At 72.9% G+C, this 24266-nt stretch carries 18 protein-coding genes; 11 read left to right on the plus strand and 7 right to left on the minus strand.

Annotated features, from left to right (window positions below):
- Positions 1 to 945: 945 nt before the first annotated feature.
- On the minus strand, positions 946 to 1668 hold the full coding sequence (locus ABT123_RS31280; RefSeq protein WP_351320809.1) for an SDR family oxidoreductase: 723 nt from the start codon (positions 1666 to 1668) through the stop codon (positions 946 to 948).
- Between the two features lie 173 nt (positions 1669 to 1841).
- Between ABT123_RS31280 and ABT123_RS31285 the strand changes: the two genes are divergently transcribed.
- Together ABT123_RS31285 and ABT123_RS31290 are read left to right on the plus strand one after the other, a co-directional pair.
- Positions 1842 to 2723: a helix-turn-helix domain-containing protein gene (locus tag ABT123_RS31285; RefSeq protein WP_351320811.1), complete on the plus strand. Its 882-nt coding sequence runs from the start codon at positions 1842 to 1844 to the stop codon at positions 2721 to 2723.
- An 86-nt stretch (positions 2724 to 2809) separates the two neighbouring features.
- Positions 2810 to 3418 (plus strand): hypothetical protein, encoded by a 609-nt coding sequence (locus ABT123_RS31290; protein WP_351320813.1) that lies wholly within the window; start codon positions 2810 to 2812, stop codon positions 3416 to 3418.
- Here the strand turns inward: ABT123_RS31290 and ABT123_RS31295 are convergent.
- Positions 3411 to 4382 (minus strand): Gfo/Idh/MocA family protein, encoded by a 972-nt coding sequence (locus ABT123_RS31295; RefSeq protein WP_351320815.1) that lies wholly within the window; start codon positions 4380 to 4382, stop codon positions 3411 to 3413. The two genes, ABT123_RS31290 and ABT123_RS31295, sit on opposite strands and share 8 nt — an antisense overlap.
- 184 nt (positions 4383 to 4566) lie before the next feature.
- On the opposite strand from ABT123_RS31295, the gene glnII reads away from it, so the two are divergent.
- Complete coding sequence (gene glnII / locus ABT123_RS31300) at positions 4567 to 5586, plus strand: glutamine synthetase (protein WP_351320817.1); 1020 nt, start codon at positions 4567 to 4569, stop codon at positions 5584 to 5586.
- A 454-nt stretch (positions 5587 to 6040) separates the two neighbouring features.
- Positions 6041 to 6679 carry a winged helix-turn-helix domain-containing protein gene (locus ABT123_RS31305; protein WP_351320819.1) on the plus strand — a complete coding sequence of 213 codons (639 nt, stop codon included), beginning with the start codon at positions 6041 to 6043 and terminating at the stop codon, positions 6677 to 6679.
- 76 nt (positions 6680 to 6755) lie between these two features.
- On the opposite strand, the gene ABT123_RS31310 is transcribed toward ABT123_RS31305, so the two are convergent.
- Both ABT123_RS31310 and ABT123_RS31315 read right to left on the minus strand, forming a co-directional pair.
- Positions 6756 to 8213: a PepSY-associated TM helix domain-containing protein gene (locus ABT123_RS31310; protein WP_351320821.1), complete on the minus strand. Its 1458-nt coding sequence runs from the start codon at positions 8211 to 8213 to the stop codon at positions 6756 to 6758.
- Between the two features lie 62 nt (positions 8214 to 8275).
- A complete protein-coding gene (locus tag ABT123_RS31315; RefSeq protein ID WP_351320823.1) occupies positions 8276 to 9022 on the minus strand; it encodes a hypothetical protein in 747 nt (248 codons plus the stop codon).
- 97 nt (positions 9023 to 9119) lie between these two features.
- On the opposite strand from ABT123_RS31315, the gene ABT123_RS31320 reads away from it, so the two are divergent.
- Both ABT123_RS31320 and ABT123_RS31325 read left to right on the plus strand, forming a co-directional pair.
- Positions 9120 to 9710, plus strand: coding sequence for a rhomboid-like protein (locus tag ABT123_RS31320; protein WP_351320825.1), 591 nt, complete (start codon positions 9120 to 9122; stop codon positions 9708 to 9710).
- A 49-nt stretch (positions 9711 to 9759) separates the two neighbouring features.
- Positions 9760 to 10560, plus strand: a complete 801-nt coding sequence (locus tag ABT123_RS31325) for a tyrosine-protein phosphatase (RefSeq protein WP_351320827.1) — start codon at positions 9760 to 9762, stop codon at positions 10558 to 10560.
- Positions 10561 to 10605: 45 nt separating this feature from the next.
- Here the strand turns inward: ABT123_RS31325 and ABT123_RS31330 are convergent, their stop codons facing one another.
- Positions 10606 to 11001 carry a VOC family protein gene (locus tag ABT123_RS31330; protein WP_351320829.1) on the minus strand — a complete coding sequence of 132 codons (396 nt, stop codon included), beginning with the start codon at positions 10999 to 11001 and terminating at the stop codon, positions 10606 to 10608.
- Positions 11002 to 11183: 182 nt separating this feature from the next.
- On the opposite strand from ABT123_RS31330, the gene ABT123_RS31335 reads away from it, so the two are divergent.
- The 5 genes from ABT123_RS31335 (at position 11184) to ABT123_RS31355 (ending at position 16522) form a co-directional block, all read left to right on the plus strand.
- Positions 11184 to 13163 carry a hypothetical protein gene (locus ABT123_RS31335; protein ID WP_351320831.1) on the plus strand — a complete coding sequence of 660 codons (1980 nt, stop codon included), beginning with the start codon at positions 11184 to 11186 and terminating at the stop codon, positions 13161 to 13163.
- A gap of 93 nt (positions 13164 to 13256) precedes the next feature.
- Entirely contained in the window at positions 13257 to 14153 is an 897-nt protein-coding gene (locus ABT123_RS31340; RefSeq protein ID WP_351320833.1) for a metal-dependent hydrolase, read from the plus strand.
- Positions 14150 to 15196, plus strand: a complete 1047-nt coding sequence (locus ABT123_RS31345) for a PDR/VanB family oxidoreductase (protein ID WP_351320835.1) — start codon at positions 14150 to 14152, stop codon at positions 15194 to 15196. The genes ABT123_RS31340 and ABT123_RS31345 overlap by 4 nt, the downstream gene beginning before the upstream one ends.
- Positions 15197 to 15261: 65 nt before the next feature.
- Positions 15262 to 15978, plus strand: a complete 717-nt coding sequence (locus ABT123_RS31350) for a TetR/AcrR family transcriptional regulator (RefSeq protein WP_351320837.1) — start codon at positions 15262 to 15264, stop codon at positions 15976 to 15978.
- A 7-nt stretch (positions 15979 to 15985) separates the two neighbouring features.
- On the plus strand, positions 15986 to 16522 hold the full coding sequence (locus ABT123_RS31355) for a GNAT family N-acetyltransferase (protein WP_351320839.1): 537 nt from the start codon (positions 15986 to 15988) through the stop codon (positions 16520 to 16522).
- Here ABT123_RS31355 and pulA read toward each other — a convergent pair.
- Together pulA and ABT123_RS31365 are read right to left on the minus strand one after the other, a co-directional pair.
- Positions 16519 to 21903, minus strand: coding sequence for a pullulanase-type alpha-1,6-glucosidase (gene pulA, locus ABT123_RS31360; protein WP_502971108.1), 5385 nt, complete (start codon positions 21901 to 21903; stop codon positions 16519 to 16521). The genes ABT123_RS31355 and pulA overlap by 4 nt on opposite strands.
- A 44-nt stretch (positions 21904 to 21947) precedes the next feature.
- Positions 21948 to 23672, minus strand: coding sequence for a carbohydrate-binding module family 20 domain-containing protein (locus ABT123_RS31365; protein ID WP_502971109.1), 1725 nt, complete (start codon positions 23670 to 23672; stop codon positions 21948 to 21950).
- Positions 23673 to 24266: the final 594 nt, after the last annotated feature.

The raw sequence follows: 24266 nt of genomic DNA on the forward strand, positions 1-24266 counted from the left end.
TCACCGGCCACGACCGGCCCGTGTGTCGCCCGACGGCAGAAGCTCGTAGCGATCGGTGGCGGCCAGCCCAGCCACGGACGGCCTTGGGCCGCCAAACCGGCCGGAGCGCGTAGCGATCTGCTGCGCCAGGAGGCTCCGCCGGGCCAAATGGGCTCGGGCTTCGAGGAAACGGAGCTCTCCGCCCGACAGGGCGGCCGGTCGGGCGGCAGCCGCTGCTCAGGCACCCTCGCGGGCCCGTATCTGGGACACGTTCCCCATGCCGGCCCTCCCCCCGGGGGCTTCCCGGCAGTCCTTGTCTTTCCGGGGCGGACGGCGGGGTCAAGGGTGAAGCGAAGCGGAATCGCGAAGCGACGCGAGCGCAGCGAGCGCCCTTGAGGCCGACGGCCGACACGGAACGACACTGGGACTGACGGGCAGCCCCTGGACACCACTCCGACCCCGCCCAGGCGAAACCCCCACCCCCCGACCCCGCCCCGCAACCGGACGAGGCCACAGCCCGGGCAGGCCGTCCCCCCGTCCCGCCCCTTCCCAATACGCGGCTCCGCCCCAGCGGGCCAAGGCGGGCATCGCTCAACCGGCCTTGCAGGCCCGCGCTGCGGGCCCCGGAGCTGCGGCTCCGGCTCTGGACTCCGCCCAACGGAGGCAAAGCACCCCGCCCCGCCACCGGACCCGCCCGGCCAAAGCCCGCAGGGGGCGGGCGGAACACCCCGCCACACCCCGGCCCCGAGAGGGGGGCAAAGAAGCGGGCCCGCGCCGGGCACCCCGACGCCCCAGCGGACCAAGGCGGGCTCCACCCCAGCGGGCCGGCCGGCCCGCGCTGCGGGCCCCGGAGCCGCGGCTCCGGCTCTGGACTCCGCCCAACGGAGGCAAAACACCCCGGCCCCGAGAAGGGGGCGAAGAAGCGGGGCCTCGCCGTGCCAGGCGGCCAACGACCCGCTGGTCTGGTCAGCCTTCCTGGCCCGTGGCGGCGAGGACGATCTCGCGAATGGTGACGTTCTGCGGCTGCTGGTAGGCGTAAGCGATGGCCTCGGCCACGGCCTGCGGGTCCAACGCGCCGCCGGCCGACCTCTTCCACGCCTCGTAGTCCTGCTTGATCTGCTCGTCGCTGGTGTGAGACAGCAATTCGGTCTCCACAGCGCCGGGCGCGATGGTCACCACGCGCACGCCCGAGGACGCGACCTCCTCGCGCAGGTTCTCCGACATGGCGTGGACGGCGAACTTGGTGCCCACATAGGCGGTGTGGTTCGGGAAGGTCTTGCGGCCGGCGATGGAGCTGACATTGATGATCGTGCCAGTGCCACGGGCGAGCATGCCAGGCAGGACGGCACGGATGCCGTAGAGCACGCCCTTGATGTTCAAGTCGATCATCCGGTCCCATTCCTCGGCGCTCTGGTCCGAGATCCGGCCCAGGAGCATGGCCCCGGCGTTGTTGACCACCGCGTCCACCGGCCCGAACCGCTCCTCGGCCTCGCGCACCGCGGCCTGGAGCGCGTCCCGATCGGTGACGTCGACCTTGCGGCACAGGGTGTCGGGCAGAGCGAGCTCCTGAAGCTTCTCCAGCCGCCGGGCCAGGAGGAGCAGCGGGTGTCCCTGGGCGGACAGGAGGCGGGCAGTGGCCGCCCCGATGCCGGAGCTGGCGCCGGTGATGACGATCAGGGGCTTGGACAAGGCGATCCCTCTTCAAACAGGTGCACAGGTGCGAACGGAAACGACGTACGCAATCCAGCAGACCACCCGCCGGGGCACGCCGCCCACCGCTAGCAGGGGCAGGGTGTACGGGGGGTACGCCAGACCCCCCTTCCGGCGCGCAGCCGCGCCGCGGACCGTCCTAGCCTGGATGGATGAGCACGTCAGCGGGGCGAGAGCCCAATCTCGAACTGCGCGACTTCCTGCGCTCGCGCCGGGCCCGGACCAGCCCCGACGAAACCGGTCTGGGCCCCGTCACCAGCCGCCGCCGGGTACCGGGGCTGCGCCGCGAGGAGGTGGCCCGGCTGGCCGGCATCAGCGTCGACTACTACGTACGGCTGGAACGCGGGCGCAACCCGAACGCCTCCGCGTCGGTGCTGGAGGCCGTGGCCCGGGCGCTGCGCCTGGACGCCGCCGAGCGCGCCCACCTCTTCGACCTCGCACGCCCCAAACCGGCCTCGGCCCGGCGCCGCACCGTGGCACCCCAACGGGTACGCCCCGGACTGCTCAGGCTCCTCGACTCCCTGACCGGCACTCCCGCGATGATCATGGGTCACCGCCTGGACGTGCTGGCCGCCAACCCCCTCGCCAAGGCCCTGTACACCGACTTCGACGCGCTGCCGCACCGCGACCGCAACCTCGCCCGGTTCATCTTCCTCGACCCCACCGCCCGCGACCTGCTCACCGACTGGGAAACCGCGGCGTGCGGCACGGTCGCGGCCCTGCGCCTGTACGCGGGACGCCACCCCCACGACCCCCGCCTGGCCGAACTGGTCGGCGAGCTGTCCGTCCACGACGAAGACTTCAGCCAATGGTGGGCCGACCACGACGTCCTCGAGTACACCCACGGCACCAAGCAGTACCGCCATCCCCTCGTCGGAGAACTGACCCTCGACTACGAATCCCTCACCCTGCCCGACGACCCGGACCAGGCCCTCTACCTCTACACCGCCGAACCCGACAGCCCCTCCGCACACGCACTGCACCTGCTGGACAGCTGGTTGGCGACCGGGGCGACCGGGCGGGCAACCTCGTAGGCTGGCACAGGTCGAAACGGTCAAACCGCCGGAAAGCCGTACGCGCAAGGGCAGACGGTGGCGGCCGACCGACCGGAGAGGAAGCCGTGACGACCGATCAGCCCACCCCGCACCCCGACGCGGACCCGGACCGGGACCGGGATCCGGACCGGGACCTGGCTGCGCGCCCGGCCCCGCGCCCGGCCGTGCAGCCGGATCCGATGCCGCTGCCGCCGCCCCGCCGTGGCGCGGACTGGATGTTCGGCGGGGTGTACGGCACGGTCCTGGCGAGCGGCCTGCTGGCCGCGCTGGACCAGAAGGGCGGCGAGCACACGCCGTTCCACGACGCCAGCTGGGTACTGGTCACGGCGGTTGCCGCCGGCCTGGCGCACGGCTACGCGCACCATATGGCCACCCACCGGGAGGGCTCGGCCGGACACCGCTGGCGGGCACTCGGTCAGGCCCTCTGGCACGAGTGGCCGATGGTGGCGGCCACCCTGCCGACCGTGCTGCTGCTGGTCATCGCGGGGGTCACCGGCTGGGACGAGCCCGCCACCACCGCCGTCGGGCTCGGGGTGAACACGGCGCTGCTGTTCGGCTGGGGGACGTTCACGGCCCTGCGGGTGGGGTACCGGGTGCGCACGTCACTGGCGATCGGGGCCCTGGACGCCACCCTCGGCCTGTTGATCATCGTGGCGAACGCCGTCATCAAGTAGCGGCGGCCGTCAGGCTGCCCTCCGCCTCCGCCAGGATCTCGGTGAGCCGGAGTCCGAAGGCGGCACCGCGCGGGTCGGGCACCCCGGTGCGGGCCGCGGTGAGCAGGGCGTCCAGGGCCCGCCCGTACGCACCCGGGACATCGCCCCAGTCGGGCAGCGTGAACACGCCCTCGGAACCGCGCAGTTCCAGGCCGACGCCGGCGGCGGCGCGCGGCGCGGCCAGGGTGAGGGCGGCGGTGCTGACGGCTCCCGAGTCGTGCCGGAGCAGCAGGTGCACGGTGTCGGCAGAGCCGCGGGCCGCGGTGACGGCCGTGACCTCGCCGAGGACCGGAATGAGGACGGAGAGCGCGTGCGGGCCGACGTCCCACAGGCCGCCCTTGGCGCGCCGCCAGGGCGAATCGGCGTAGGCGCTGGGCGCGCCCTCGGCGGTGCCGGCGGGGCTGCCGTCGGCGGCGAAGACGGAGCCGAGCCAGTGCGCGGAGGCGGTGAACCAGCCGCTCCGGGCGGCCTGTTCCTCGACCCAGCCGGCCGCGGGTTCGGCGAACCTCAGGGTCAGGAAGACGACGGAGGCGACACCGTGCCGGGCGGCGGCCTCGGCTACGGCGCGGGCGTCCGCGACGGTGGTGGCGACCGGCTTGTCGAGCAGCAGGTGGCAGCCGGCCGCGGCGGCGCGGACGGCGAGCGGCGCCTGCACGTCCGGCGGCAGGGCGAAGGCCACGGCGTCACAGTCCGCAAACAGCGCGTCGGGGTCTTCGTACACCTTCACCCCGTACTTCTGCGCCAGCTCGGCGGCGGCCTCGGGGCGGCGGCCCCAGACTCCGGCGAACTCCGAGCCCGGGTGGGCGGCGAGGGCGGGTGCGTGGGTGCGGTGGGCCCAGGGCCCGGTGCCGAGCAGCCCGATCCGGGGCGGCGGCGTGCGGCGGTCCGGTCCGGTGGAGGAGTTCAAATCGTACGAAATGCTCACCTGCTCAGTCTGCCCTACCCGGACGGCGGCACCCGCACCGAACCGCTCAAGGCGCCCGACCTGGACCGGAAGCTCCGGTAACACGGGGTTCACACACGGGCAACGGACGGGAAATCGGGACCGGGCACGCTGCGGTCATCACCGCAGCGACCCGCAACACCCGCAGAGTCTGAGGATGGGCCCCGTGACCTTCAAGGCTGAGTACATCTGGATCGACGGCACCGCGCCGACCGCGAAGCTTCGTTCCAAGACGAAGATCCTGGAGGACGGCGCCGCCCTCCCCATCTGGGGCTTCGACGGATCGAGCACCAACCAGGCCGAGGGCCACGCCTCCGACCGGGTGCTCCAGCCGGTGTTCTCCTGCCCGGACCCGATCCGCGGCGGCGACAACCTCCTCGTCCTGTGCGAGGTCCTGAACATCGACATGACCCCGCACTCCTCCAACACGCGTGCGCTGCTGCGGCCGATCGCGGAGAAGTTCGCCGCTCAGGAGCCGATCTTCGGCATCGAGCAGGAGTACACCTTCTTCGACGGCATCCGCCCGCTCGGCTTCCCGGTCGGCGGCTTCCCGGCGGCGCAGGGCGGCTACTACTGCGGTGTCGGCTCGGACGAGATCTTCGGCCGCGAGATCGTCGAGAAGCACCTGGACCACTGCCTGGCGGCGGGCCTGAGCATCTCCGGCATCAACGCCGAGGTCATGCCCGGCCAGTGGGAGTTCCAGGTCGGCCCGGTCGGCCCGCTGGAGGTCTCCGACCAGCTGTGGATCGCGCGCTGGCTGCTCTACCGCACGGCCGAGGACTTCAACGTCTCCGCCACCCTGAACCCGAAGCCGGTCAAGGGCGACTGGAACGGCGCCGGCGCGCACACCAACTTCTCCACCAAGGCGATGCGCGAGGACTACCGCGCCATCATCTCGGCCTGTGAGGCGCTGGGCGAGGGCAGCAAGCCGCTGGACCACGTGAAGAACTACGGCGCGGGCATCGACGAGCGCCTGACGGGTCTGCACGAGACCGCCCCGTGGGACGAGTTCAGCTACGGCGTCTCCGACCGCGGCGCCTCGGTCCGCATCCCGTGGCAGGTGAAGGAGGACGGCAAGGGCTACATCGAGGACCGCCGCCCGAACGCGAACGTGGACCCGTACGTGGTGACCCGCCTGATCGTGGACACCTGCTGCACCGGCCTGGAAAAGGACAACCTGGTCTGACCGACCCCTCCCGGCCCGGCCCCCTCGGCCCGGCCCCCCGACGCCCGCCCCGCCGCTCCCGGCGCGGCGGGCGTTGTCGTCACGACGGCCGGGACGAACTGGCGGAAGAGGCTCGGGACTTGAGGGTTTGTCGGGCGCGGCTGGCGGAATATGAGATTCCGATCCAGCAGGTGAGACGGGGTCTGCCCCGGCGGTCCGGCATCTGCTTCAATGAGCCCATGGCCAGCCATTCGCACTCCTCGACCGGTCGCAGCGACCTCGAGCCGTTCTGGCCGTCCCGTCAGGATCACGACTTCGACCGGGTGTGTTGCCGCGCGACGAACGCGCCGGCCCTCTAACGCCTTCCGGATCCTCGAAACCCGACCTTCCCGAAGGCCTTCGGTCTGCGCGGCACGACCACGACGTACTCCCGTCACCGTCTCCTGCCGACTCCGCGTGAAAGAGCTGACCACTCATGGCGAACACCCGTACCCTGTCCTCCGCTGCGACCGCCACCGCCTCCGTCTCCCCCGCTTCCGCCGGCCCGGCCCCGTATCCGTTCCCGGCCGGCCCACGGCATCGGCTGCGGGCCGTCGACCGGGACGAGGTCGCCCGGGTGGTGGACCTCCTGCCGCCCGGCGCGACCTGGCTCCCCGCGCCCCAGCACGCGCTGCCGGCGCTTCCCGGCCAGCCGCCGATGATCGGCTACCTGGTGCTCGTACCGGCCGACCAGCAGCCGCCGATCGCCCTGGCACCGCAGCCGGCCGCCGCCCCGGTGCGGCAGCCGCGGCCGTCCCAGCCGGCCGTGGCCGGCGGCGAGGGCGATGCGCTCGTCCGGATCGACCCGGCCCGGCGCACCGCCGAGGTCGACGGGCAGATTCTGGACCTCACCTACCTGGAGTTCGAGCTGCTGGCGCACCTGGTGGCACACCCGCACCGGGTGCACAGCCGGGACCAGCTGGTGACCACCGTCTGGGGCTACGGCCACGTCGGCGACGGCCGCACGGTCGACGTCCATGTCGCGCGCCTGCGCCGCAAGCTGGGGGCCCAGCACCGCGGCGCGATCCAGACGGTCCGCCGGGTGGGCTACAAATACGCCCCCCGAGCCACCTGACAGACGGCAGGGCCCGTACCCCGCGAAGTCTCTCGCGGAGTACGGGCCCTGTCCTGTTGTGCCGTTGCTGCCGTCGTTACGCAGCGACCCGGCCGCGGCGCCGGGACACCACGCCCAGCACCCCGTCGATCACCAGGAACGCCAGCAGGCTCAGCCCCAGCATCGGGATGAACCAGCCGACCAGCGCCACCACCGCAGCCAGCGGCAGCAGTACGGTCACCGGCAGCCGCCGCCATGCGCCGCGCGGCTGCGCCCGCCCGACGGACAGGGTCCGGTCCTTGGTCGGGCGGCGCAGCCACCACATCCGGTAGCCCCAGAACACCAGGAACATCACGGCGACCGCGAGCCCCGCCAGCGCCAGCTGGTTGACCAGGCCGAAGGTCGTGCCCATGTGGAGGTCGATGCCGAAGCGGGTGAGCTTGGCCAGCAGCGGGTAGTCCGCGAACCGGAGCTCGTCCATGACCCGCCCGTCCGCCGGATCCACGGCGACGGCATCGAAGTGGACCGGGACCTGCTTGTCCCGCTCCTTGATCACATAGCCCTTGCCACCGGCCGGCAGGGTGATCTGCAGGCTCTCGGTGACACCCGCCGCGCGGGCCGCCTCGACGGCCCGGTCGATGCCGACGTCCGCGCGCGGCGGCATCACCATCTTGCCGTCGGCACCGATCTGGTGCCCCGCGTGCTCGTCGGCGCCGGCCTCGCCGCCGTCGACGGAGGCGGACACCGACGGGGTGGCCCCGCCGAGCCGGTCCTGGAGCTGCCCGATGTTCTCACCGGCGTACTTCGACCAGGTCAGCCCGGTTGCGGACAGGACGACCAGACCGGCGACGGCCCACAGGCCGACCGTGCCGTGCCAGGACAGCGTGCGGCGGCGGCCCTTCGGTGCCTTCCGGTCGGGCAGCACCAGCTGCGCCTTCCGGGTGCGCCGGCGGCCGATCCACAGCGCGAGCCCGCCCAGCGCGACCACCCACATCCAGCTGGCGGCGAGTTCGCTGTAGTTCCGGCCGAAGTCCCCCAGCTGGAGGTTGGCGTGGAACTCGCTCAGCCAGGCGCGCAGCGGCAGCGCGTCCCCGGCGGTGGCCAGGGTGCCGCGCACCTCGGCGGTGTACGGGTCGACGAACACGGTCAGCATGCGGTCGGCGCCGGCCTCGGGGCTCTCCAGCAGCACCCGGGTGGTGGCCTCCGCGTCGGGGGCCGGCCACACCGCGGCGAGCTCCCCCTCCGGCGCAGCCGCCTGGGCCGCCTTGACCTGTTCGCTCAGCGGCCGGACGGTCTCGCCGACGGTGGCGACGGTCAGCTCGTCCGCGTAGACGATCTTCTCGGCCTGGTAGGAGAGGGCGTAGAGCAGGCCGGTGGTGGCGGCCACGAACAGCAGCGGGGCGATCAGGACGCCCGCGTAGAAGTGGAGCCGCAGCAGCAGGGGCCGTACGGCCGGCCACACGGCCTCCCGGCTCCGTCTTCCGGGCGCGGGGTCCTGCTCTCGGTCCTGGTCCTGGTCCGGGACATGGGTGTCCTGGATTTCGTCAATGGCCATGATGGTCCTAGGTGTTGGCGAAGACATGGGGAAATCGGCCCCAGGTCACGCCGGTTCGCCGGTCAGGCGCAGGCAGGACGGCCGGGGGCCGTGGCGCGGGTGGTCAGCCACCCGGGCGGTCCCCGCCGGACCACGGCATGGGCGTGCACGGCGCCGCGCAGCCGGCGCGGCCGTTCGTCCGTACCCGAGGGGGCGGCGGCCGGGGGCTCCGGAAGGGCCGGCAGGTGCGCCCGGACCAGGGCCGGGAGCCGCCGCAGCGGTTCGGCGGCGGCTGCCGCCCGTACCCGCAGGGCGCGCAGCAGCCGGAACAGGGCGGCCTCGCCCCAGGCCAGCCACGCCGCGCAGAACAGCCCGGCCAGCACATGCGCGGCGGTCATGGCGAAGCCGCCATGACCGGCCATGCCGGCCACGTCGGCCATGTCCGTCATGCCGGGGGTCTCGGCCCCCATGCCGCTCATGTCGGCCATGCCGCTCATGTCCATGCCGGGGGTGTGGCCCCCGGGCATGTGGTGAGGCGTACTTCCCGCGGCCACATGCGGCGCCGGGTGCCGGTGCGCCTGGCTCGCGGAGAACACCAGGTGGAGCGCGCCCTGTACGGCCAGCAGCGAGCCGGCGATGCCCAGCGGTCCGCGCCGCCGCCCGGCGGCCAGCCAGGCCAGCCCGCCGGTCACCCCGAAGGCGGCCAGAAGCCCGCCAAGCGGAATATCACTACCGGACATGGACGAATGCCCCACCGCAGCCAAGGCCACACACACCGCCGCGAATATCGCGGCCCGCGGGGTGCGCATCGGCGCGGGGTTCTCGAGCATGGCTGGAAACATGCTCCCACCTGGCCTTCCGACAACGGAAGGGGGGTACCCGGATACCGGCTGCACGCCCCCGGCGCACATATCGGATCATGATCGGATGACCACTCTGCTACTCGCACCGGTGTACGCGGGCGGCGTCCAGCTGGGCGCCTACGTCCTGGAGCGCCTGGATCCGGAGGAGCGGGAGCGGATCCTCCGGACCTGCTCGACGAATGTCGACAATCTGGCCGCCGGGCGCTGGGAGACGCTGCTGAGCAGCTCCCTGGTGGTCGAGGAACCGATGCCCCTGGCGTACGCCCTGCTGCTGCTCGCCGTTCTCGGGTACGCCGAGTACGCGTACGGCGCCTGGTGGACCGCCGGGGTGTTCGCGCTCGGGCACGCCGGGGCCACCCTGCTCGTGTACGGGGCGCTGCGCGCCGGGTCGCCCCGGCCCGAGACCCGGCGGGCCCTGGACGTCGGAACCAGCTACGGGTTCAACGCGGTGCTCGGGGCGCTGACCTCGGCGCTGCCCCGCGGCCCGGTCCGGCATGCGGCCCGCGCGGGGCTGCTGGCGGTTGCGGCGTGCCCGCTGCTCCGGCGCGGCCGGACCTTCACCGACCTCGGCCATCTGGCGGCGCTGGGGCTCGGCATCGGACTGTCGGTCGGCCTCGATTACCTTTCCACAGCAAAGCATCGGAAAATCACATAACTGGCCAGATTTCGACTTACCGTCGCCCGTACCCGCTGGAGCCGCCACGATGACCGCCACTCCGTCTCCGTCCACCACCGTCGCCAACCTCCGCGACCTCGGCGGCACCCCGCTCTCCGGCGGCCGTACCGTCCGTACCGGCCTGGTGTTCCGCTCGGGCCAGCTGGACCGGCTGGACCTGGACGCGGACCCGGCGGTGGCCGCGCTGGGGCTCCGGACGGTCATCGACTTCCGCACCGACGCCGAGCGCGGCGACCACCCGGACCGGGTGCCGGACGGCGCCCGGCTGCTGGTGCAGGACGTGCTCGCCGACAAGGTCAGCTCCGGCCGGGTGCCGGTTGCCGCGCAGCTCAAGGACATCCTGGCGGACCCGATCCTGGCGGAGGAGCACCTGGGCGGGGGCAAGGCGGTGGCGCTGTTCGGCGACATCTACCGGTCCTTCGTCGGCTCGGCCTCCGGCCAGGCCGCCTACCGCACCCTGCTCACCGAGCTCGCCGACCCGGAGTCCGGGCCGCTGCTGTTCCACTGCACGGCGGGCAAGGACCGGACGGGCTGGGGGGCGACAGTGATCCTGGCCCTGCTCGGCGCGGACGAGGAGACCCTGATGGCCGAGTACCTGTCGGTCAACCCGGCGGTCCGGCAGGCGTTCGCCCCGATGATCGAGGGATTCACGGCGGCCGGCGGCAACCCGGACATCGCGCTGGCGCTGATCGGCGTGGTCCCGGAGTACCTGCGGGCCGCGCTGGACGAGGTGAGCACGCGCTACGGCTCGATGGAGAAGTACGTCCGCGAAGGCCTCGGCGTCCCGGACGAGACGGTGGACGCACTCCGCGCCCGGCTCATCGCATAGCGGCCGGACGCGGCGGGGCCGGGCCGGCCCCGCCGCCGGGACCGGCTAGCCGGCCGCCTCGGTGAAGGTGTACGGGTGGGTGATGATCTCCATCCCGTGTCCGGACGGGTCGAGGAAGTACAGGCCCCGCCCGCCGTGGTGCTGGTTGATCTCGTTCGCCAGCTTCATCGCCGGATCGGCGTAGTACGTGATCCCGCCCGCCCGGAGCCGCTCGAAGGCCGCGTCGAACTCGTCGTCGGAGATCAGGAACGCGTAGTGCTGCGGGACGATCGAATCGGCGGGGACGGACGCGAAGTCCAGCTGTACGCCGTTGGCCGTGTCGACCGGGACGAACGGACCCCACTCGGTGCCGACCTCGAGGCCGAGGATGTGCGCCAGGAAGGCGGCGGACTCCCGGTTGTCACGGGAGTGGACGATGGTGTGGTTGAGCTCGACTGCCATGGGTGAGTGCCTCCAGAAGGCATCTCGCGGTCACCTCCATGCCTCACCCGGTCGGTGACCGGCACGCGATGCCGCCGCCTGTGATCGTAAGCAGCAGGCACGTTTCCGTCGAGTGGATTCCACGGATCCGGCCGGACCCGGCCGGGTGGTGACCATCCGCGGATTCGCTCGTTCTGCTGAACGTGACTCCTCCGGATACCGCCACCCGCCCCGCCTCCGCCGAGGCCGACACCCTGGTCGCCGTCGATCTCGGCCGGGCCGAGGCCGCGCTCGTCGAGCACTACCCGCGGCTGGTGCGGATGGCCTATCTGGTACTGCCGCCCGCCCTCGGGCGGAACCGCCGGGTGCTGGGCGCGCACGCCCTGACCCAGCGGGCGCTGCCCCGCGGCCGGGCGGCCTCCGGGCCGACCCGGGTTCCGGCGCAGCGGGGTGCGGCGGGGCGCGGGGCGGTGGCCGACCCCGGGTACGCGTACCTGCGGCTGCGGGTGCTGCGGGCCGCGCTGGAGGCCGGGCTGCCGCTGACCTTCCGCAGGCGGCCCCGGCGCGCCCAGCTGCCGCCGCTGCTGCCCCAGGTGTGGGGGCTGCGGCTGTTCCCGCGCTCGGGCGGGGCCGAGGAGCTGGCACTGGACCAGTGGCTGGCCACCCTGAGCGGGCCGGCCCGGGCCGCCTGTGTGCTGCGCGTGCTGGAGGGGCTGCCCGAGCCGGAGGTGCTGCGGGTGCTGGCCGAGGCGGGGGCCGAGGACCCGGCGGGGGCCGTTGCGGAGTCCCGTACGACGGGAACGGAAGGGCCTTCCGGCCGCACCAGCGGCGGGGCGGCCGAGGCGCTGCTCACCTCCCCCGAGTTCGACCCGTGCGTGCTCCAGGCCCGGCCCACCGACCTGCTGCGCCGCCGCCGGTACGGACGCGCCGGGCTCGCCGCCGGTGCCGCGCTGCTGGTCTGCGGTGCGCTGCTGGCCCTGCCGGGCGGCGGCTGGGGGGCGGACGGGGCCGCGGCCCCGCCGTACGCCCGAAACGCCGCGGCCGAACAGGCCCTCGATCCCGCCCTGTTGACCCGGGTCGCGGCCATGGCCTGGCGTGCGTCCTCCCGTACGGACTTCTCCGCCTGGCCCGCCCGCGGCTCCCGGACCGGGGACACCGCCCTGCTCCGCCGCGCCCTCGCCGTCTGGGCCCGGCCAGGCGCGAGCGTGGTCGTCTCGGCCACCCCCGGGACGCCATCCGGCCCGCCGATGGGGCCGGCGCAGCTGCTGTACGCGGGCGAGGTCGACCAGGCCGTGGTGGTGCTGCTGTACGACGGCCTGCGCGTGGTCCGGTACGCCGAGCCGCGCACCGGCACGGCCGGCGCGGCACTGGACTTCGCCCGGACCGACGGCGCCTCCGCGGAGACCTCCGGCGCGCTGGTGCTCAGCCGGGTCGACGGCAACGTCCGCTACCTGACCGCGCCGTGGGTGACCTCGGCCACCGCCCGGGACCTCCTGAAGCCGGGCGGTCCCCCCACCGGACTGGAGCTGACCCCGGAGGGCGTCACCCCGCCGGTCCCCTCCCCCGCCCCGTCCGACGCCTGCACCTCCTGGACCGCGCTGGCGCTGACCGCCGGCGACTCCACCGCCCTGGTCACCGACCTCGGCGAACTCACCCCGGCCCGGCTCACCTCGGGCGCGCCGGGGACCACCCCGGCCGCCGCCCCAGCGCAGGCGGTGGCGGCGGATTGGGCCAAGCTGGCCTGCCTCCTCCCCTCCGCCCGCTCGCACGGCGTCCGGTCGGTCAACGCCTGGGCGTACGCGAAGCAGCCGCTGCCGGAGGGCAACGGTACGGCGGGGTGGCTGTGCACCCGGGCGGAGACCTGGCGGGGCACGGCGGACCGGGTGCAGGCGCAGTTCCTGGCCCCGGGCGCGGCGGCGGCCACGGCGGCGGCCCAGGCGGAGGGCTCGCCGGCATGCGGGGAGCGGCAGCCGCGGGTGCTGGCGGGGGTGCTGTGGAAGTCGCGGGCGGGGCAGTGGTACGTCCTGGCGGCCGGCAGCGACCGGTTCACCGCGCTGGAGGTCTCGGGCGGTGTGAAGGGCCGGGCGCAGGGCAGCCAGCTGGCGGTGAAGGCTCCGGCGGGCGCCATGGTGGAGCTGACCGGCCGACTGGCGGACGGCACGAAGGCGGGCGTGCTGCGCTGACCCGGCCACGCGGTTCGCTGCCAACAGCCCTGTGCACCAAGATTCGGTGCACAGGGCTGTTGCAGTGCAGCTACCCATCAGTACATTGACGCCATGTCTAATACGCCGCTCGCCCCCGCCCCCGTAGCGTCGGAACACATGGAACTCCGGGCCCGGAACGTCTCCTTCAACTGGGAGGACTCGCCCCTCCACTGGCTGCCGAACGACCCGTTCGCCACCCACACCATCAATGTGCTCCACCTCCTCCTCCCGGCGGGCGAGCGGTGGTTCGTGCACGTCTACAAGCAGGTGCTGCCGCTGATCAAGGACGAGCGGCTGCGGGCGGACGTGGTCGGCTTCATCGGGCAGGAGGCCATGCACGCGGCGGCCCACGACGAGGTACTGCCGCACCTGAAGCGCCTGGGCCTGGACCCGACCCCGTACACGGCGCAGGTGGACTGGATGTTCGAGAAAATGCTGGGCGACCGCACCCTCCCGCCGGGCCGGGCGCAGCGCTGGTGGCTGCTGGAGCGGGTCGCGATGATCGCGGCGATCGAGCACTACACGGCGTTCCTCGGCAACTGGATACTCAACGCGGAGGAACTGGACCGCCGGGGCGCCGACCCCATGATGCTGGACCTCCTGCGGTGGCACGGCGCGGAGGAGGTGGAGCACCGGTCCGTCGCCTTCGACCTGTTCATGCACGTGGACGGCAGCTACCGCCGCCGCGCCCGCACCTGGGCCTCCGCCTTCGCCGCTCTGGTCTTCCTGTGGCAGCGCGGCGCCCGGTTCTTCATGGAGAACGACCCCACGCTGACCAACGGCCGTGCCTCGCTGGGGCAGTTCGTACGGGCGGGCCGGCAGGGCACCCTCCCCTCCACCCCCGACATGCTGCGCTCCATCCCCACCTACCTGGCGCGCACCTACCACCCCTCCCAGGAAGGGTCCACGGCCCAGGCGGTCGCCTACCTGGCGAGCTCCCCCGGCGCGAACGGCGGTGCCGCCCGATGAACCGGACGGTGCAGGCCGCCGCGGTGGCGGGCGCGGCCTACCTGGCCAGGCGCGCCCTCCGCGCCCGTATCGGCCGCTCCCCGCTGTGGCCGCTGCCCGCCCTCGCCACCCCGGTCTCGGGCTATTCCCCGCGCCGCTGGATCCCGGCCCGGATCGTCTCCCGTACGGAGCCGGCCGAGGGCGTGCTGCTCCTGCGGATCGAGTCCCCGGAGTTCCCGGAGTGGGTCCCGGGCGCGCATGTGGACATCCGGCTGCCCTCGGGTCTGATCCGCCAGTACAGCCTGTGCGGGGACCCGGCGGACGCGGGCGCGTACACCATCGGGATCCGCCTGATCGAGGACGGCCGGGGCGGCTCCCGGGAGGCCCACGCGCAGCTGTCCGAGGGCGCCGGGCTCGCCGTCCGGCCGCCCCGCAACCGCTTCGCCCTGGAGCCCGCCGGGCGGTACGTGTTCGTGGCGGGCGGCATCGGCATCACCCCGATCCTGCCGATGCTGCGCGCGGCCACGGCCGCCGGCGCGGACTGGACCCTGCTGTACGGCGGGCGTTCGCGGGCGAGCATGCCGTTCCTGGAGGCCCTGTCGGCGTACGGCTCCCGGGTGACGGTCCTCCCGGAGGACGAGTCGGGGCTTCCCGACCTGGCCCCGCTCGCCGCGACGGACCCGGCCACCCCGGTCTACTGCTGCGGCCCCGAGCCGCTGGTGGAGGCGGTCCGTTCGGCGGTGCCGGAGGGCGTACGGGTTGTGGTGGAACGTTTCACTCCGGCCACGTCGACGACCCGGATGCAGCCCTTCACGGCGGAACTCCGCCGCACCGGCCGGACGGTCGAGGTGGGCGCCACGGAAACCACCCTGGCGGCCGTGCGCCGCGCGCTGCCCAACACCCCGTACTCCTGCGAGCAGGGCTTCTGCGGAACCTGCCGGCACCGGGTGCTGGCGGGCGAGGTCGACCACCGCGACGAGCTCCTGACGGAGACCGAACGCGAGGACGCGATGCTCCTCTGCGTCTCCCGCGCCGCGGGCGACCGCCTGGTCCTGGACCTGTAGACCTCGTCGCCCGACTACCGGTGGGACTGGTTCCGCTGCCCTGGTGAGGGATTAGGGTGGCGGGCATGACAACCGGGGTGCGACGCAGGATGGGTGTCGAGGAGCGGCGGCAGCAGCTGATCGGGGTGGCCCTCGAGCTGTTCAGCCACCGCTCTCCCGACGATGTGTCGATCGACGAGATCGCCGCGGCGGCCGGGATATCGAGGCCGCTCGTGTACCACTACTTCCCGGGCAAGCTCAGTCTGTACGAGGCCGCACTGCGGCGCGCCGCCGACGAATTGGCCGCGCGGTTCGTGGAACCGCAGGAAGGGCCGCTCGGGGCACGGCTGTTGCGGGTGATGGGCCGGTTCTTCGCCTTCGTCGACGATCACGGGCCGGGGTTCTCCGCGCTGATGCGGGGCGGGCCGGCGGCCGGCAGCAGCCGGGCCAACGCCATGATCGACGAGGTGCGCCGGGCGGCGTACGAGCAGATCCTCGCGCATCTGGGGGTCGAGGAGCCGCCCGCCCGGCTGGAGTTGGTGGTGCGGTCCTGGGTGTCGCTCGCCGAGTCGACGGCGCTGATCTGGCTGGAGGGGAAGCGGATCCCGCGGGCGGAGCTGGAACTCCAGCTGGTCCACGACTTCGCGGCGCTGGCGGCGGTGAGTGCCGCCTACGACGCGGAGATGGCCGGGATCCTGCTGCGGATGCTGGCGGACGAGCCGGCCGACGGGCCGTTCGGCGAGCTGGTGGGGCGGCTGGGAGGCCTGGTTCCGGGAGGCGCGGTGCCGGGACCCCGGCGATAATGCCCGCGTGATCATTGATGAGGGGATCGTGTTCCGGCACGCCGCGGAGAAGGACGCCGGAACGCTGGTGGCGCTGTACGACGCCGCCGCCCGGTGGATGCGGGCGAGCGGCATCGACCAGTGGAAGCCGGGCGAGAAGGACGCGGCGCACTTCACCGCCCGGATGCGCGACGGGGAAGTGTGGATCGCGGCCGACGCCGACGGACGGGTCGCCGGGGCCTACGAGTTGTGGTGGTGCGACGAGGAGGCCTGGGGCGTGCAGCCCCCGGTGGCCGGCTATGTGCACCGGCTGATGGTGGAACGCGAAACCGCCCCCGCCGGGACCGGACGCCGCATGCTCGAACATGCCGAGCGGCGGATCGCCAGGACCGGGCGGGAGCGGGCGCGGCTGGACTGCCTGTCCACCAACCCCCGGCTGCTCGCGTACTACCAGGGTGCGGGCTACCGGGTGGTCGGGGAGTTCCCCCACAAGGAGGGGACGGACGGACGGGTGTACGGGGTGATCCTGCTGGAGAAGCGGCTGGATCAGCTCACGCTCGTTTAGCCGGACACCCCCTGGCCGGACGCCTGAGCCCGGGTGAACACCGAGACGGTGCGGGCCGGGATGGTGAAGGTGCCGGTGGCCGCCTCGTACCCGGACTGCCGGACGACCGGGTCGGAGCCGGCGGCCTGGACCGGGTGCAGCCGGTAGCCGGTGCCGGCGGCTGCGGGAAGCTGCTGCCGCTGCGCGGCCGGGGTGGCGTTGAAGACGACGACCAGGTCGCCCAGGGTCATGGTGATCACACCGGGGGTTTCCTCCGTCCCGGAGAGCGGGAAGGCCAGCCGCTGCTGCACCTCGGCTGCCGTGCCCAGGGAGAAGGCGGGTTCCGTGGTACGGATCCGGAGCAGGTCCCGGTAGCCGGCGGCGGTGCCGTTGATCTCCGTGCAGCCGGGGGCCGGTCCGGTCAGCAGCGGCTTGGCGTACGGCCACTTCGGGCGGTTGTCGGCGGCCGGCGGGAGACCGCGGCCGAAGCCGTTGCCGTCCCGGCAGTCCCAGTGGATGGCGTTGAACCAGTCGCCGCTGTCGTAGGAGTTGCGGTCCAGGGACTTGGAGCGCAGCAGGTCGGTACCGGCCTGGGAGAGCGCCGGACCCTGGGAGAGGGTGGAGACCGCGAGGGCCAGGGTCTGCATCCGGGCCCGGTCCGCGGGCGAGGTGGCCGTCGGCAGCTTGAACGTGAGGGCGTCCGCCAGGGATTCGTTGTCGTGGGCGTCCACATAGGCGAGGGCGTCGCCGGGGTCGGCCGCGTAGCCGGCCGGGGAGCCGTTGTAGTCGACGTCCGCGCCCTTGACCGTACGGCCGGTGGTGTCGGTGAAGCGGTACGAGGCGAGGTTGCCGGAGAGGCCGACCTTGATCAGGTCCTGGGCGTGCAGCAGGCGGGAGCGCTGCTGCTCCGGGGTGCCGTTCGCGGGTGAGCCGTTGGGGGCGGTGAAGAGGCCGGAGGCGAAGCCCTGGACGCCCGGGTCCTCGTCGAAGGGGCCGCCGCCGCGGGCCGCGTCGCGGGCGCGGTCGGAGAAGGTGGCGATGCCGGTGCCCGCCATGTTCTTCTGGGTGGCCTGTACGAAGCGGGCGTCGTCGGCGATCTCGCCGAAGTTCCAGCCCTCCCCGTAGAGGATGATCGCCTTGCCGTCGACCCCGTCCTTCTCGGGGGTGAGGGCGTCGAGGGCCTGCCGGACGGCCAGGATGTTGGCCTTCGGGTGGTGGCCCATCAGGTCGAAGCGGAACCCGTCGACCTTGTACTCCTTGGCCCAGGTGACGATCGAATCGACGACCAGGCGGCCCATCATGGCGTTCTCGGGTGCGGTGTTGGCACAGCAGGTGGAGGTGGCCACCGCGCCGTCGGCGAGCAGGCGCTGGTAGTAGCCGGGCACGATCCGGTCCAGGACGGACTTGTCCGACTGGCCGGCGGCGACGGTGTGGTTGTAGACCACGTCCATCACGGTGCGCAGGCCGGCCCCGTTGAGGGCCTGGACCATGCGGCGGAACTCCACGGTACGGGCGGTGCCGTTGGGGTCGGAGGCGTACGAACCCTCCGGGACGGTGTAGTGCAGCGGGTCGTAGCCCCAGTTGTAGCCGTCCTTGGCCGCGGCGGCTGCCGTGCAGGCCTGCTGCTCCTCGGAGTCCGGCGCGTAAGAGGCCAGGTCACAGGCGGGTTCGGTGCGGTCGGCCGGGTTCTCCGGGATGGTGCCGATGTCGAAGGCCGGGAGCAGGTGGACGTAGGAGGTGCCGGCGGTGGCCAGGGAGCGCAGGTGGCGCATGCCCGCCGAGTCGGCGTCGGTGAAGGCCAGGTACTGGCCGGGGTGCTGCGAGGTGCGGTCCGCGACGGAGAAATCGCGGATGTGGAGTTCCTGGATCTGGGCGCGGGTGAGCGGGACCGCGCCGGGCTTGCGGAGGTCCTTCCAGCCGGCCGGCCGGAGGGCCGGGTCGGCCAGATTCACGGCCAGGCTGTGGGTGGAGTCGGTGGTGAGGCCGGTGGAGTAGGGGTCGGTGACCAGGTTCGTCACCAGCTGCCGGGTGCTGGGCGCCCAGACGGTGACGGCGTACCGGTACTTCTTCCCGGCCCAGGAGCGGGGGCCCTGGGCCGACCAGACGCCGGTGGCGTCGTCGCGGCGCATCGGCAGGGTCTTCCCGTCGAGTTCGAGGGCGACCCGCTGGGCGGTGGGCGCCCAGACCGAGAGCCGGACACCCGCGCCGGTGAAGACCGGGCCGAGCGCGGCCTGGTTGGCGTACAGGTCGTCGAGGACACCGGCGAGCTGGACGCCGGTGGCGGCGAGGACGGCGCCATTGGCCGCGCGGGCGCTCGCGACGAGCTGTCCGCGCAGGGCCTCGCGGACCCGGTCGCGGTCGCGGGCGTCCACGGTGAAGGCGGCGTACGAGGCCAGGTGCGGGAACTCCTGCCGCTGGGCGGGGGTGAGCGCGGACCGGTTCAGGCGCAGCCAGGCGGCCCGGCCGGTCAGGGTGCCGTCCTGGGCGGTGACCGAACCGTCAGGAGAGGCCAGAAGCTGGACGGAGGCCGCGGCCTCCGGGGCATTCCAGACGACCGTGTCGCGGTCGATCCAGACGGCGTGGGCCTTGGTGAGGTCCAGGGCGGCGGCGGACCCGGCGGGCTGCGGCAGCAGGTGCTTCTCCCGGCCGGCCAGCAGCCAGGCCTCGTGGCCGGTGGCCTTCAGGTCCAGGGACTGGTCGGCGGGCAGGTCCTTCTCGTCGCCCTTGTGGAGGATGTAGCTGAGGGAGGTGGCGCCGGCGGCCAGCGGCACCTCGTAGACGGCGCCGTAGGAGTCGAAGCGGGCGGGGAGCAGCGGCTTGGACCAGTCGGTGGGGTTCGCCGCCCCGGTCCAGGTGTGCAGGCCCCAGCCGTCGTAGGCGCCGTCGGGGCGCTGGAGGTGCAGGACGGCCTTTGCCGTGTCCTGCGGCGGGTAGGCGGGGCGTTCCGGCCGGGGGGCCTCCTTGCCCTGGTCCAGCCAGATCTCCCCGGTGCGGGTCAGGTCGATGGTGCGGTCGGCGGCGACGTCCTTGTTGCCGTCCTTGTCGATGACCAGGTAGCCGACGGAGCTCGCGCCGGGCTTGAGGCGGACGTACGCGAAGGCGCCATAGGCGTCGCGGCCGGTGAAGGCGTGCCCTTCGGGCCAGGGCTTCTGTTCCCCCTCGGCGATGTCACCCCAGGCGTACAGCCGCCAGTTGGTGTAGTCGCCGTCGGGGCGGTTGTAGTGGACGACCGCGTAGTCGCGCTGGGTGGCGGTGGGCGGGGTCACCACGGGCGGGGCGCCGGCAACGGAGGCGGCGAGGGCGCTCGCGGTGCGGCCCCGGCCGTCGATGACGACCGCCTTGTAGCGCAGCGGGGTGCCGGCGGGGGCGGTGACATGGTCGGTGACCTTGTAGGGGGCGTGGTCGGCGGAGCCGAGGACGCGCCATGCGTCGTTGCCGGTCTGGGCGGCGAACACGACCCGGTTCAGGGGGCCGCCGCCGGTGACCTCGGCCGTGAGCTCGACGGTGCCGGTGGCGCCGGGGGCCGGGGCCTTCAGGGTGACGGCGGGTGCGGCGGCCGGGGCGGGCAGGGGCCGGTCCGCGCGGAGCACGGTCGAACCGAGCGCGGGCACGGTGACGCGGACCTTGCCGGTGGCGGTGACCCGGGCACCGGCGTCCGGGCCGCCGTATACGGTCCGGAACGCGGTCCGGGTGGCGCTGTCGACGGGGACGTCGACGGTCACCGGCTCGGCGGAGTTGTTCACGGCGACGGCGTACTCGGTACGGCTGCCGGCATCGGTACGGGTGAAGGCGTAGACGGAGCCTTCTGCCAGGCGCTCGGTCTGGACGCCGTCGCGCAGCGCCGGGTGCGCCTTGGCCAGCCGGGACAGCCCGGCGATCTGCCGGTAGAGGGGGTGCTCCGGATCATAGGCATCGCTCGCGTGCGTGCGCGCCGTCCCGAGCTGGTCGTCGTCGAGGTAGTCGGCGGTCTTCGAGGCGAACAGCGACTGGCGGGCGTCCTTGTCCCCGCCGGCTCCGGTGAAGCCCTGCTCGTCGCCGTAGTAGACGACCGGGTTGCCACGAGTGAGGAACATCAGCTCGTTGGCAAGCCGGTAGCGCGCCAGGAGCTCCTGCTCCCCGGCACTGGGCCGGTCCTGCTTCAGGAAGGTCCCGAAGCGCCCCATGTCGTGGTTGCCCAGAAACGTAACCTGCTCGTAGGCGTTGGCCTTGTCCGTCGTGTAGCGGTGGTCGTCGCCGAGGACGCCGGCCAGCCGGGAGGCCTGGCCGCCCTGGGAGGCGTACGCGCGGATCGCGTCCTGGAGCGGGAAGTCGAGGGTGGCGTCGAGGCGACCGCGGGTGACGTAGGGGGAGGTCACGGCGGTGTCGGCGGAGTAGACCTCACCGAACATGAAGAAGTCGGGACGGCCGCGCTTCGCGGCGTAGGCGTCGAGGGCGGTGGCCCACTGGGTCCAGAACTCGGTGTTGACGTGCTTGACGGTGTCGATGCGGAAGCCGTCGATATCGAACTCGCGGACCCACTTCTCGTAGATCTTCTCCATCCCGGAGACGACCTCGGGGCGTTCGGTCCACAGGTCGTCGAGACCGACGAAGTCGCCCTGCTCGCTCGACTCCCCGGCGAAGGTGGAATCGCCCCGGTTGTGGTACATGGCGGGGTCGTTGAGCCAGGCGGGGACCTTGAGGTTCTTCTTGGCCTCGGGGACCACCGGGGTGCGCGGGAAGGCCGATGCGGGGTCGGTCTTCGGGAACTTCTGCTTCCCGTCCGCATAGTCGGAGTCGTTGAAGGGGACCCCGTCCTTCGTCAGGTAGGGGAAGGCGCCCTTGGAGAGATAGGAGTACGACTTCTCTCGATAATCAACCACATCCGCGGTGTGGTTGGTGATGACGTCGAAGAAGACCTTCATGCCCTTGGCGTGGGCCTTGTCGATGAGCCGCTCCAGATCGGCATTGGTGCCGAAATGCGGGTCGACCTGGGTGAAGTCGGTGATCCAGTAGCCGTGGTAGCCGGCGGAGGCGTTCTCCCCGCTGCCCTGCACCGGCTGGTTCTTGAAGATCGGCGCCAGCCAGATGGCGGTGGTGCCGAGCCCCTTGATGTAGTCGAGCCGATCGCTCAGCCCCTTGAGGTCACCGCCCTGGTAGAAGCCCTTGTCGGCCGGGTCGAGGCCGGTCTCCAGCCGGGTGCCGGTGAGGCCGCCCCGGTCGTTGCGGGGGTCGCCGTTGGCGAACCGGTCCGGGAGGACGAAGTAGAACTGCTCCCGGGTGAGGTCGTGCCGGGCGGGCTGGGCGGCGAGCTTTGCGTCCGAGGGTGGCGCGGGCGGGCGGGCGGCGGCTGCCGCGGGCAGTGCGGGTAGCAGGGTCACGGCGAGCGTGGCCGCGGCCACGCCTGCGGCGGGACGGCGTATCAAGGCAGGGGCTCCTTGGTCGGAGAGGCGGGGGCGGGGGGCGGCGGTCAGTTGCGCCAGGTGTCCGTCAGGGTGACCTTGCCGTTGGCCGGGACGGTGGCGGAACGATTCGCCCCGCTCTCCCAGGTGACGTTGCCGGACCCGTCCTTGCGGACGTACTTGTACTCGAACGTGGTGCCGGCGGGCAGAGCGACGTCGAGCTTCCAGACCGGGTAGGCGGCCGGGTCGAGCTTGGGGGCGGCAGCGGTGTTCCAGCTGCCGAGGGCGGTGTGGCTGCCGGCGACGTGGATGTTCTGGCCGGGGGCTGTGGTGGCGTTCACGCCGAAGGAGGCGCCGGCGGCGGGGGTGGAACCGCCGGAACAGCTGCGGGCGCCGGTGTGCAGGGCGAGCGCAGTACCAGCGGGCACGGTGGCGGTGAACTGTCCGGAGGAGTTGACGGTGACAGTGCGGCTGCCGCTCTGCACGTCGCAGTAGTCGCCGGCCGGGAGGGAGGTCTGGAAGGTGCGGGCGAGCGGACCGCCCTCGTGGTTGATGGCCACGTACGCCTTGCTGCCGCGCCCAAAGGCGATGGCGTCGGCTCCGTTGTCCCACCAGTTCGTGACGCCCTGACCGCGAGCCACGTTCCGGAAGCCGACCATGGAGGAGATCTCGCGCCAGGCGTGCTGGCACTTCCAGCCGTCGGTGTAACAGGCGTTCACGGTGCCGTTGTTCGGCGAGCCGGCGTCGTGGTTGGTGAACTCGTAGCCGGAGTGGACGTCCGGGGAGCCGTACGGCCAGGCCAACATGAAGACGGAGGCGAGGGTATAGGCAGACCCTGCCTTGTAGTTGAGGGTGTCGCCGCCGCGCTCGGTGTCGTGGTTGTCGACGAAGACGCCGCTCTGGGCGGAGGGCATGTACCCCCAGCCCTCCCCGAAGTTCTTCAGGTAGGCCAGGTTCTCGTTCTGGAAGACCCGCTTGAGGTCGCGGGCGTAACGGAACTCCTGGACGTCGCCGTTGCCGAGGTACTCGCTCGGGCTGACGGCCTCGCCGGCGCCGAATATCGCCTCCTGCTTCCAGTAGGCGTTGGGGTTGGTCAGCCGGGACTTGATGTTGGCCAGGTCGGCGGCCGGCATGTGCTTGGCGGCGTCGATCCGGAGCCCGTCGACGCCGAGGGACAGCAGGTCGTTGAGATACGCGGCGATCCGCCCGCGCACGTAGTCCTCGCCCGTGTCGAGGTCGGCGAGCTGGACGAGCTCGCAGTTCTGGACGTTCGCCTTGTCCTGGTAGTTGGAGATGGTGGCGCGGCAGTCGTCCATGTCGGTGCCGGAGTAGGTGCCGGGGTAGTTGTACTTGCTGTAGGCGGAACCGCCGCTGCCGACGCCGGAGCCGTCCTGGCCGGCCATGTGGTTGATGACGGAGTCCGCGACCACCTTCACGCCGGCGGCGTGGCAGGCGTCGACCATGCCCTTGAAGGCGGCACGGTCGCCGAGCCGACCGGCGATCTTGTAACTCACGGGCTGGTACGAGGTCCACCACTGCGAGCCCTGGACGTGCTCCTGGGGAGGGGAGACCTGCACGTAGCCGTAACCGGCGGGACCGAGGGTGCTGGTGCAGGCGGTGGCGACGTCGGCGAACCGCCACTCGAAGAGGACGGCGGTGACGTCCTTCTCCCCCGGCGGGACGGCCATGGCAGGGGTCGTTGCCGTGGCGCCGGCGGTGAGGGCCGCGGCGGCGAGGGTGGCAGCCGCGGCCAGCGCTCTGGCGGTGCGGCGTGGGGGGCAGGTGGGGCGCATAGAGGCCTCCTGGCGGAGAGGGTGGGGATTGTGGCGACCGTAGGGGGCACCCCCGCGTGTTGCAAGACCTTGCGCAAGAGATTGCAGAATTGTTTCCGACGAGTAACCCCGCCTGCCCTACGCGCCGATGGCGGTCGCATGCCCTCGCGGCGGCGGCCGTCGAAGCCGGTCACCAGCAAGATCGGGGAAGCCGGACGGCGGCGGGAGGGGGACGGGGGCGGAGGGTGGGGGTGTCCGGGACGTAAAGCGTGATTTGTGGCGCGCTCACCGCCGCCCGGTGGCCTGATTCCGCGCAACGCGCCGTAAATCATGCAGTCCCGGATGCCCCCACCCGGAGTCACCGGCCCCCGGCGGCCCCCGACGCCCGGCGGAGCCGAAGTCGCACGGCGCGGCGCAGCTCGGCACAACCAGCCCCGCCGGCGTTTGAGGCGCGGGGTGCGGGGCGGAGCCCCGCGGGCCCGGGCGCAGCCGGACCAGCCGCAGCCCCGGCCCCGCCCGGACGCAAGGCGGCGCCGGGGCCCCGTGACGGGGCCCCGGCGCCTGGCGGGTCTCGGGGAGGAGCCCCGAGCTTCAGGTCCGCGGCAAGCGGGGTGG

The organism is Streptomyces sp. NPDC002054, assembly GCF_040296685.1.
Taxonomy (GTDB): domain Bacteria; phylum Actinomycetota; class Actinomycetes; order Streptomycetales; family Streptomycetaceae; genus Streptomyces.

What these genes read in the sequence shown, in the direction of transcription:
- ABT123_RS31320 (WP_351320825.1), top strand. Translation starts at nt 9,120, where the DNA reads ATGACCACTCTGCTACTCGCACCGGTGTACGCGGGCGGCGTCCAGCTG.
- ABT123_RS31305 (WP_351320819.1), top strand. Translation starts at nt 6,041, where the DNA reads ATGGCGAACACCCGTACCCTGTCCTCCGCTGCGACCGCCACCGCCTCC.
- ABT123_RS31285 (WP_351320811.1), top strand. Translation starts at nt 1,842, where the DNA reads ATGAGCACGTCAGCGGGGCGAGAGCCCAATCTCGAACTGCGCGACTTC.
- ABT123_RS31345 (WP_351320835.1), top strand. Translation starts at nt 14,150, where the DNA reads ATGAACCGGACGGTGCAGGCCGCCGCGGTGGCGGGCGCGGCCTACCTG.
- ABT123_RS31350 (WP_351320837.1), top strand. Translation starts at nt 15,262, where the DNA reads ATGACAACCGGGGTGCGACGCAGGATGGGTGTCGAGGAGCGGCGGCAG.
- ABT123_RS31330 (WP_351320829.1), bottom strand. Translation starts at nt 11,001, where the DNA reads ATGGCAGTCGAGCTCAACCACACCATCGTCCACTCCCGTGACAACCGG.
- ABT123_RS31325 (WP_351320827.1), top strand. Translation starts at nt 9,760, where the DNA reads ATGACCGCCACTCCGTCTCCGTCCACCACCGTCGCCAACCTCCGCGAC.
- ABT123_RS31340 (WP_351320833.1), top strand. Translation starts at nt 13,257, where the DNA reads ATGTCTAATACGCCGCTCGCCCCCGCCCCCGTAGCGTCGGAACACATG.
- ABT123_RS31315 (WP_351320823.1), bottom strand. Translation starts at nt 9,022, where the DNA reads ATGCTCGAGAACCCCGCGCCGATGCGCACCCCGCGGGCCGCGATATTC.
- ABT123_RS31365 (WP_502971109.1), bottom strand. Translation starts at nt 23,672, where the DNA reads ATGCGCCCCACCTGCCCCCCACGCCGCACCGCCAGAGCGCTGGCCGCG.
- ABT123_RS31310 (WP_351320821.1), bottom strand. Translation starts at nt 8,213, where the DNA reads ATGGCCATTGACGAAATCCAGGACACCCATGTCCCGGACCAGGACCAG.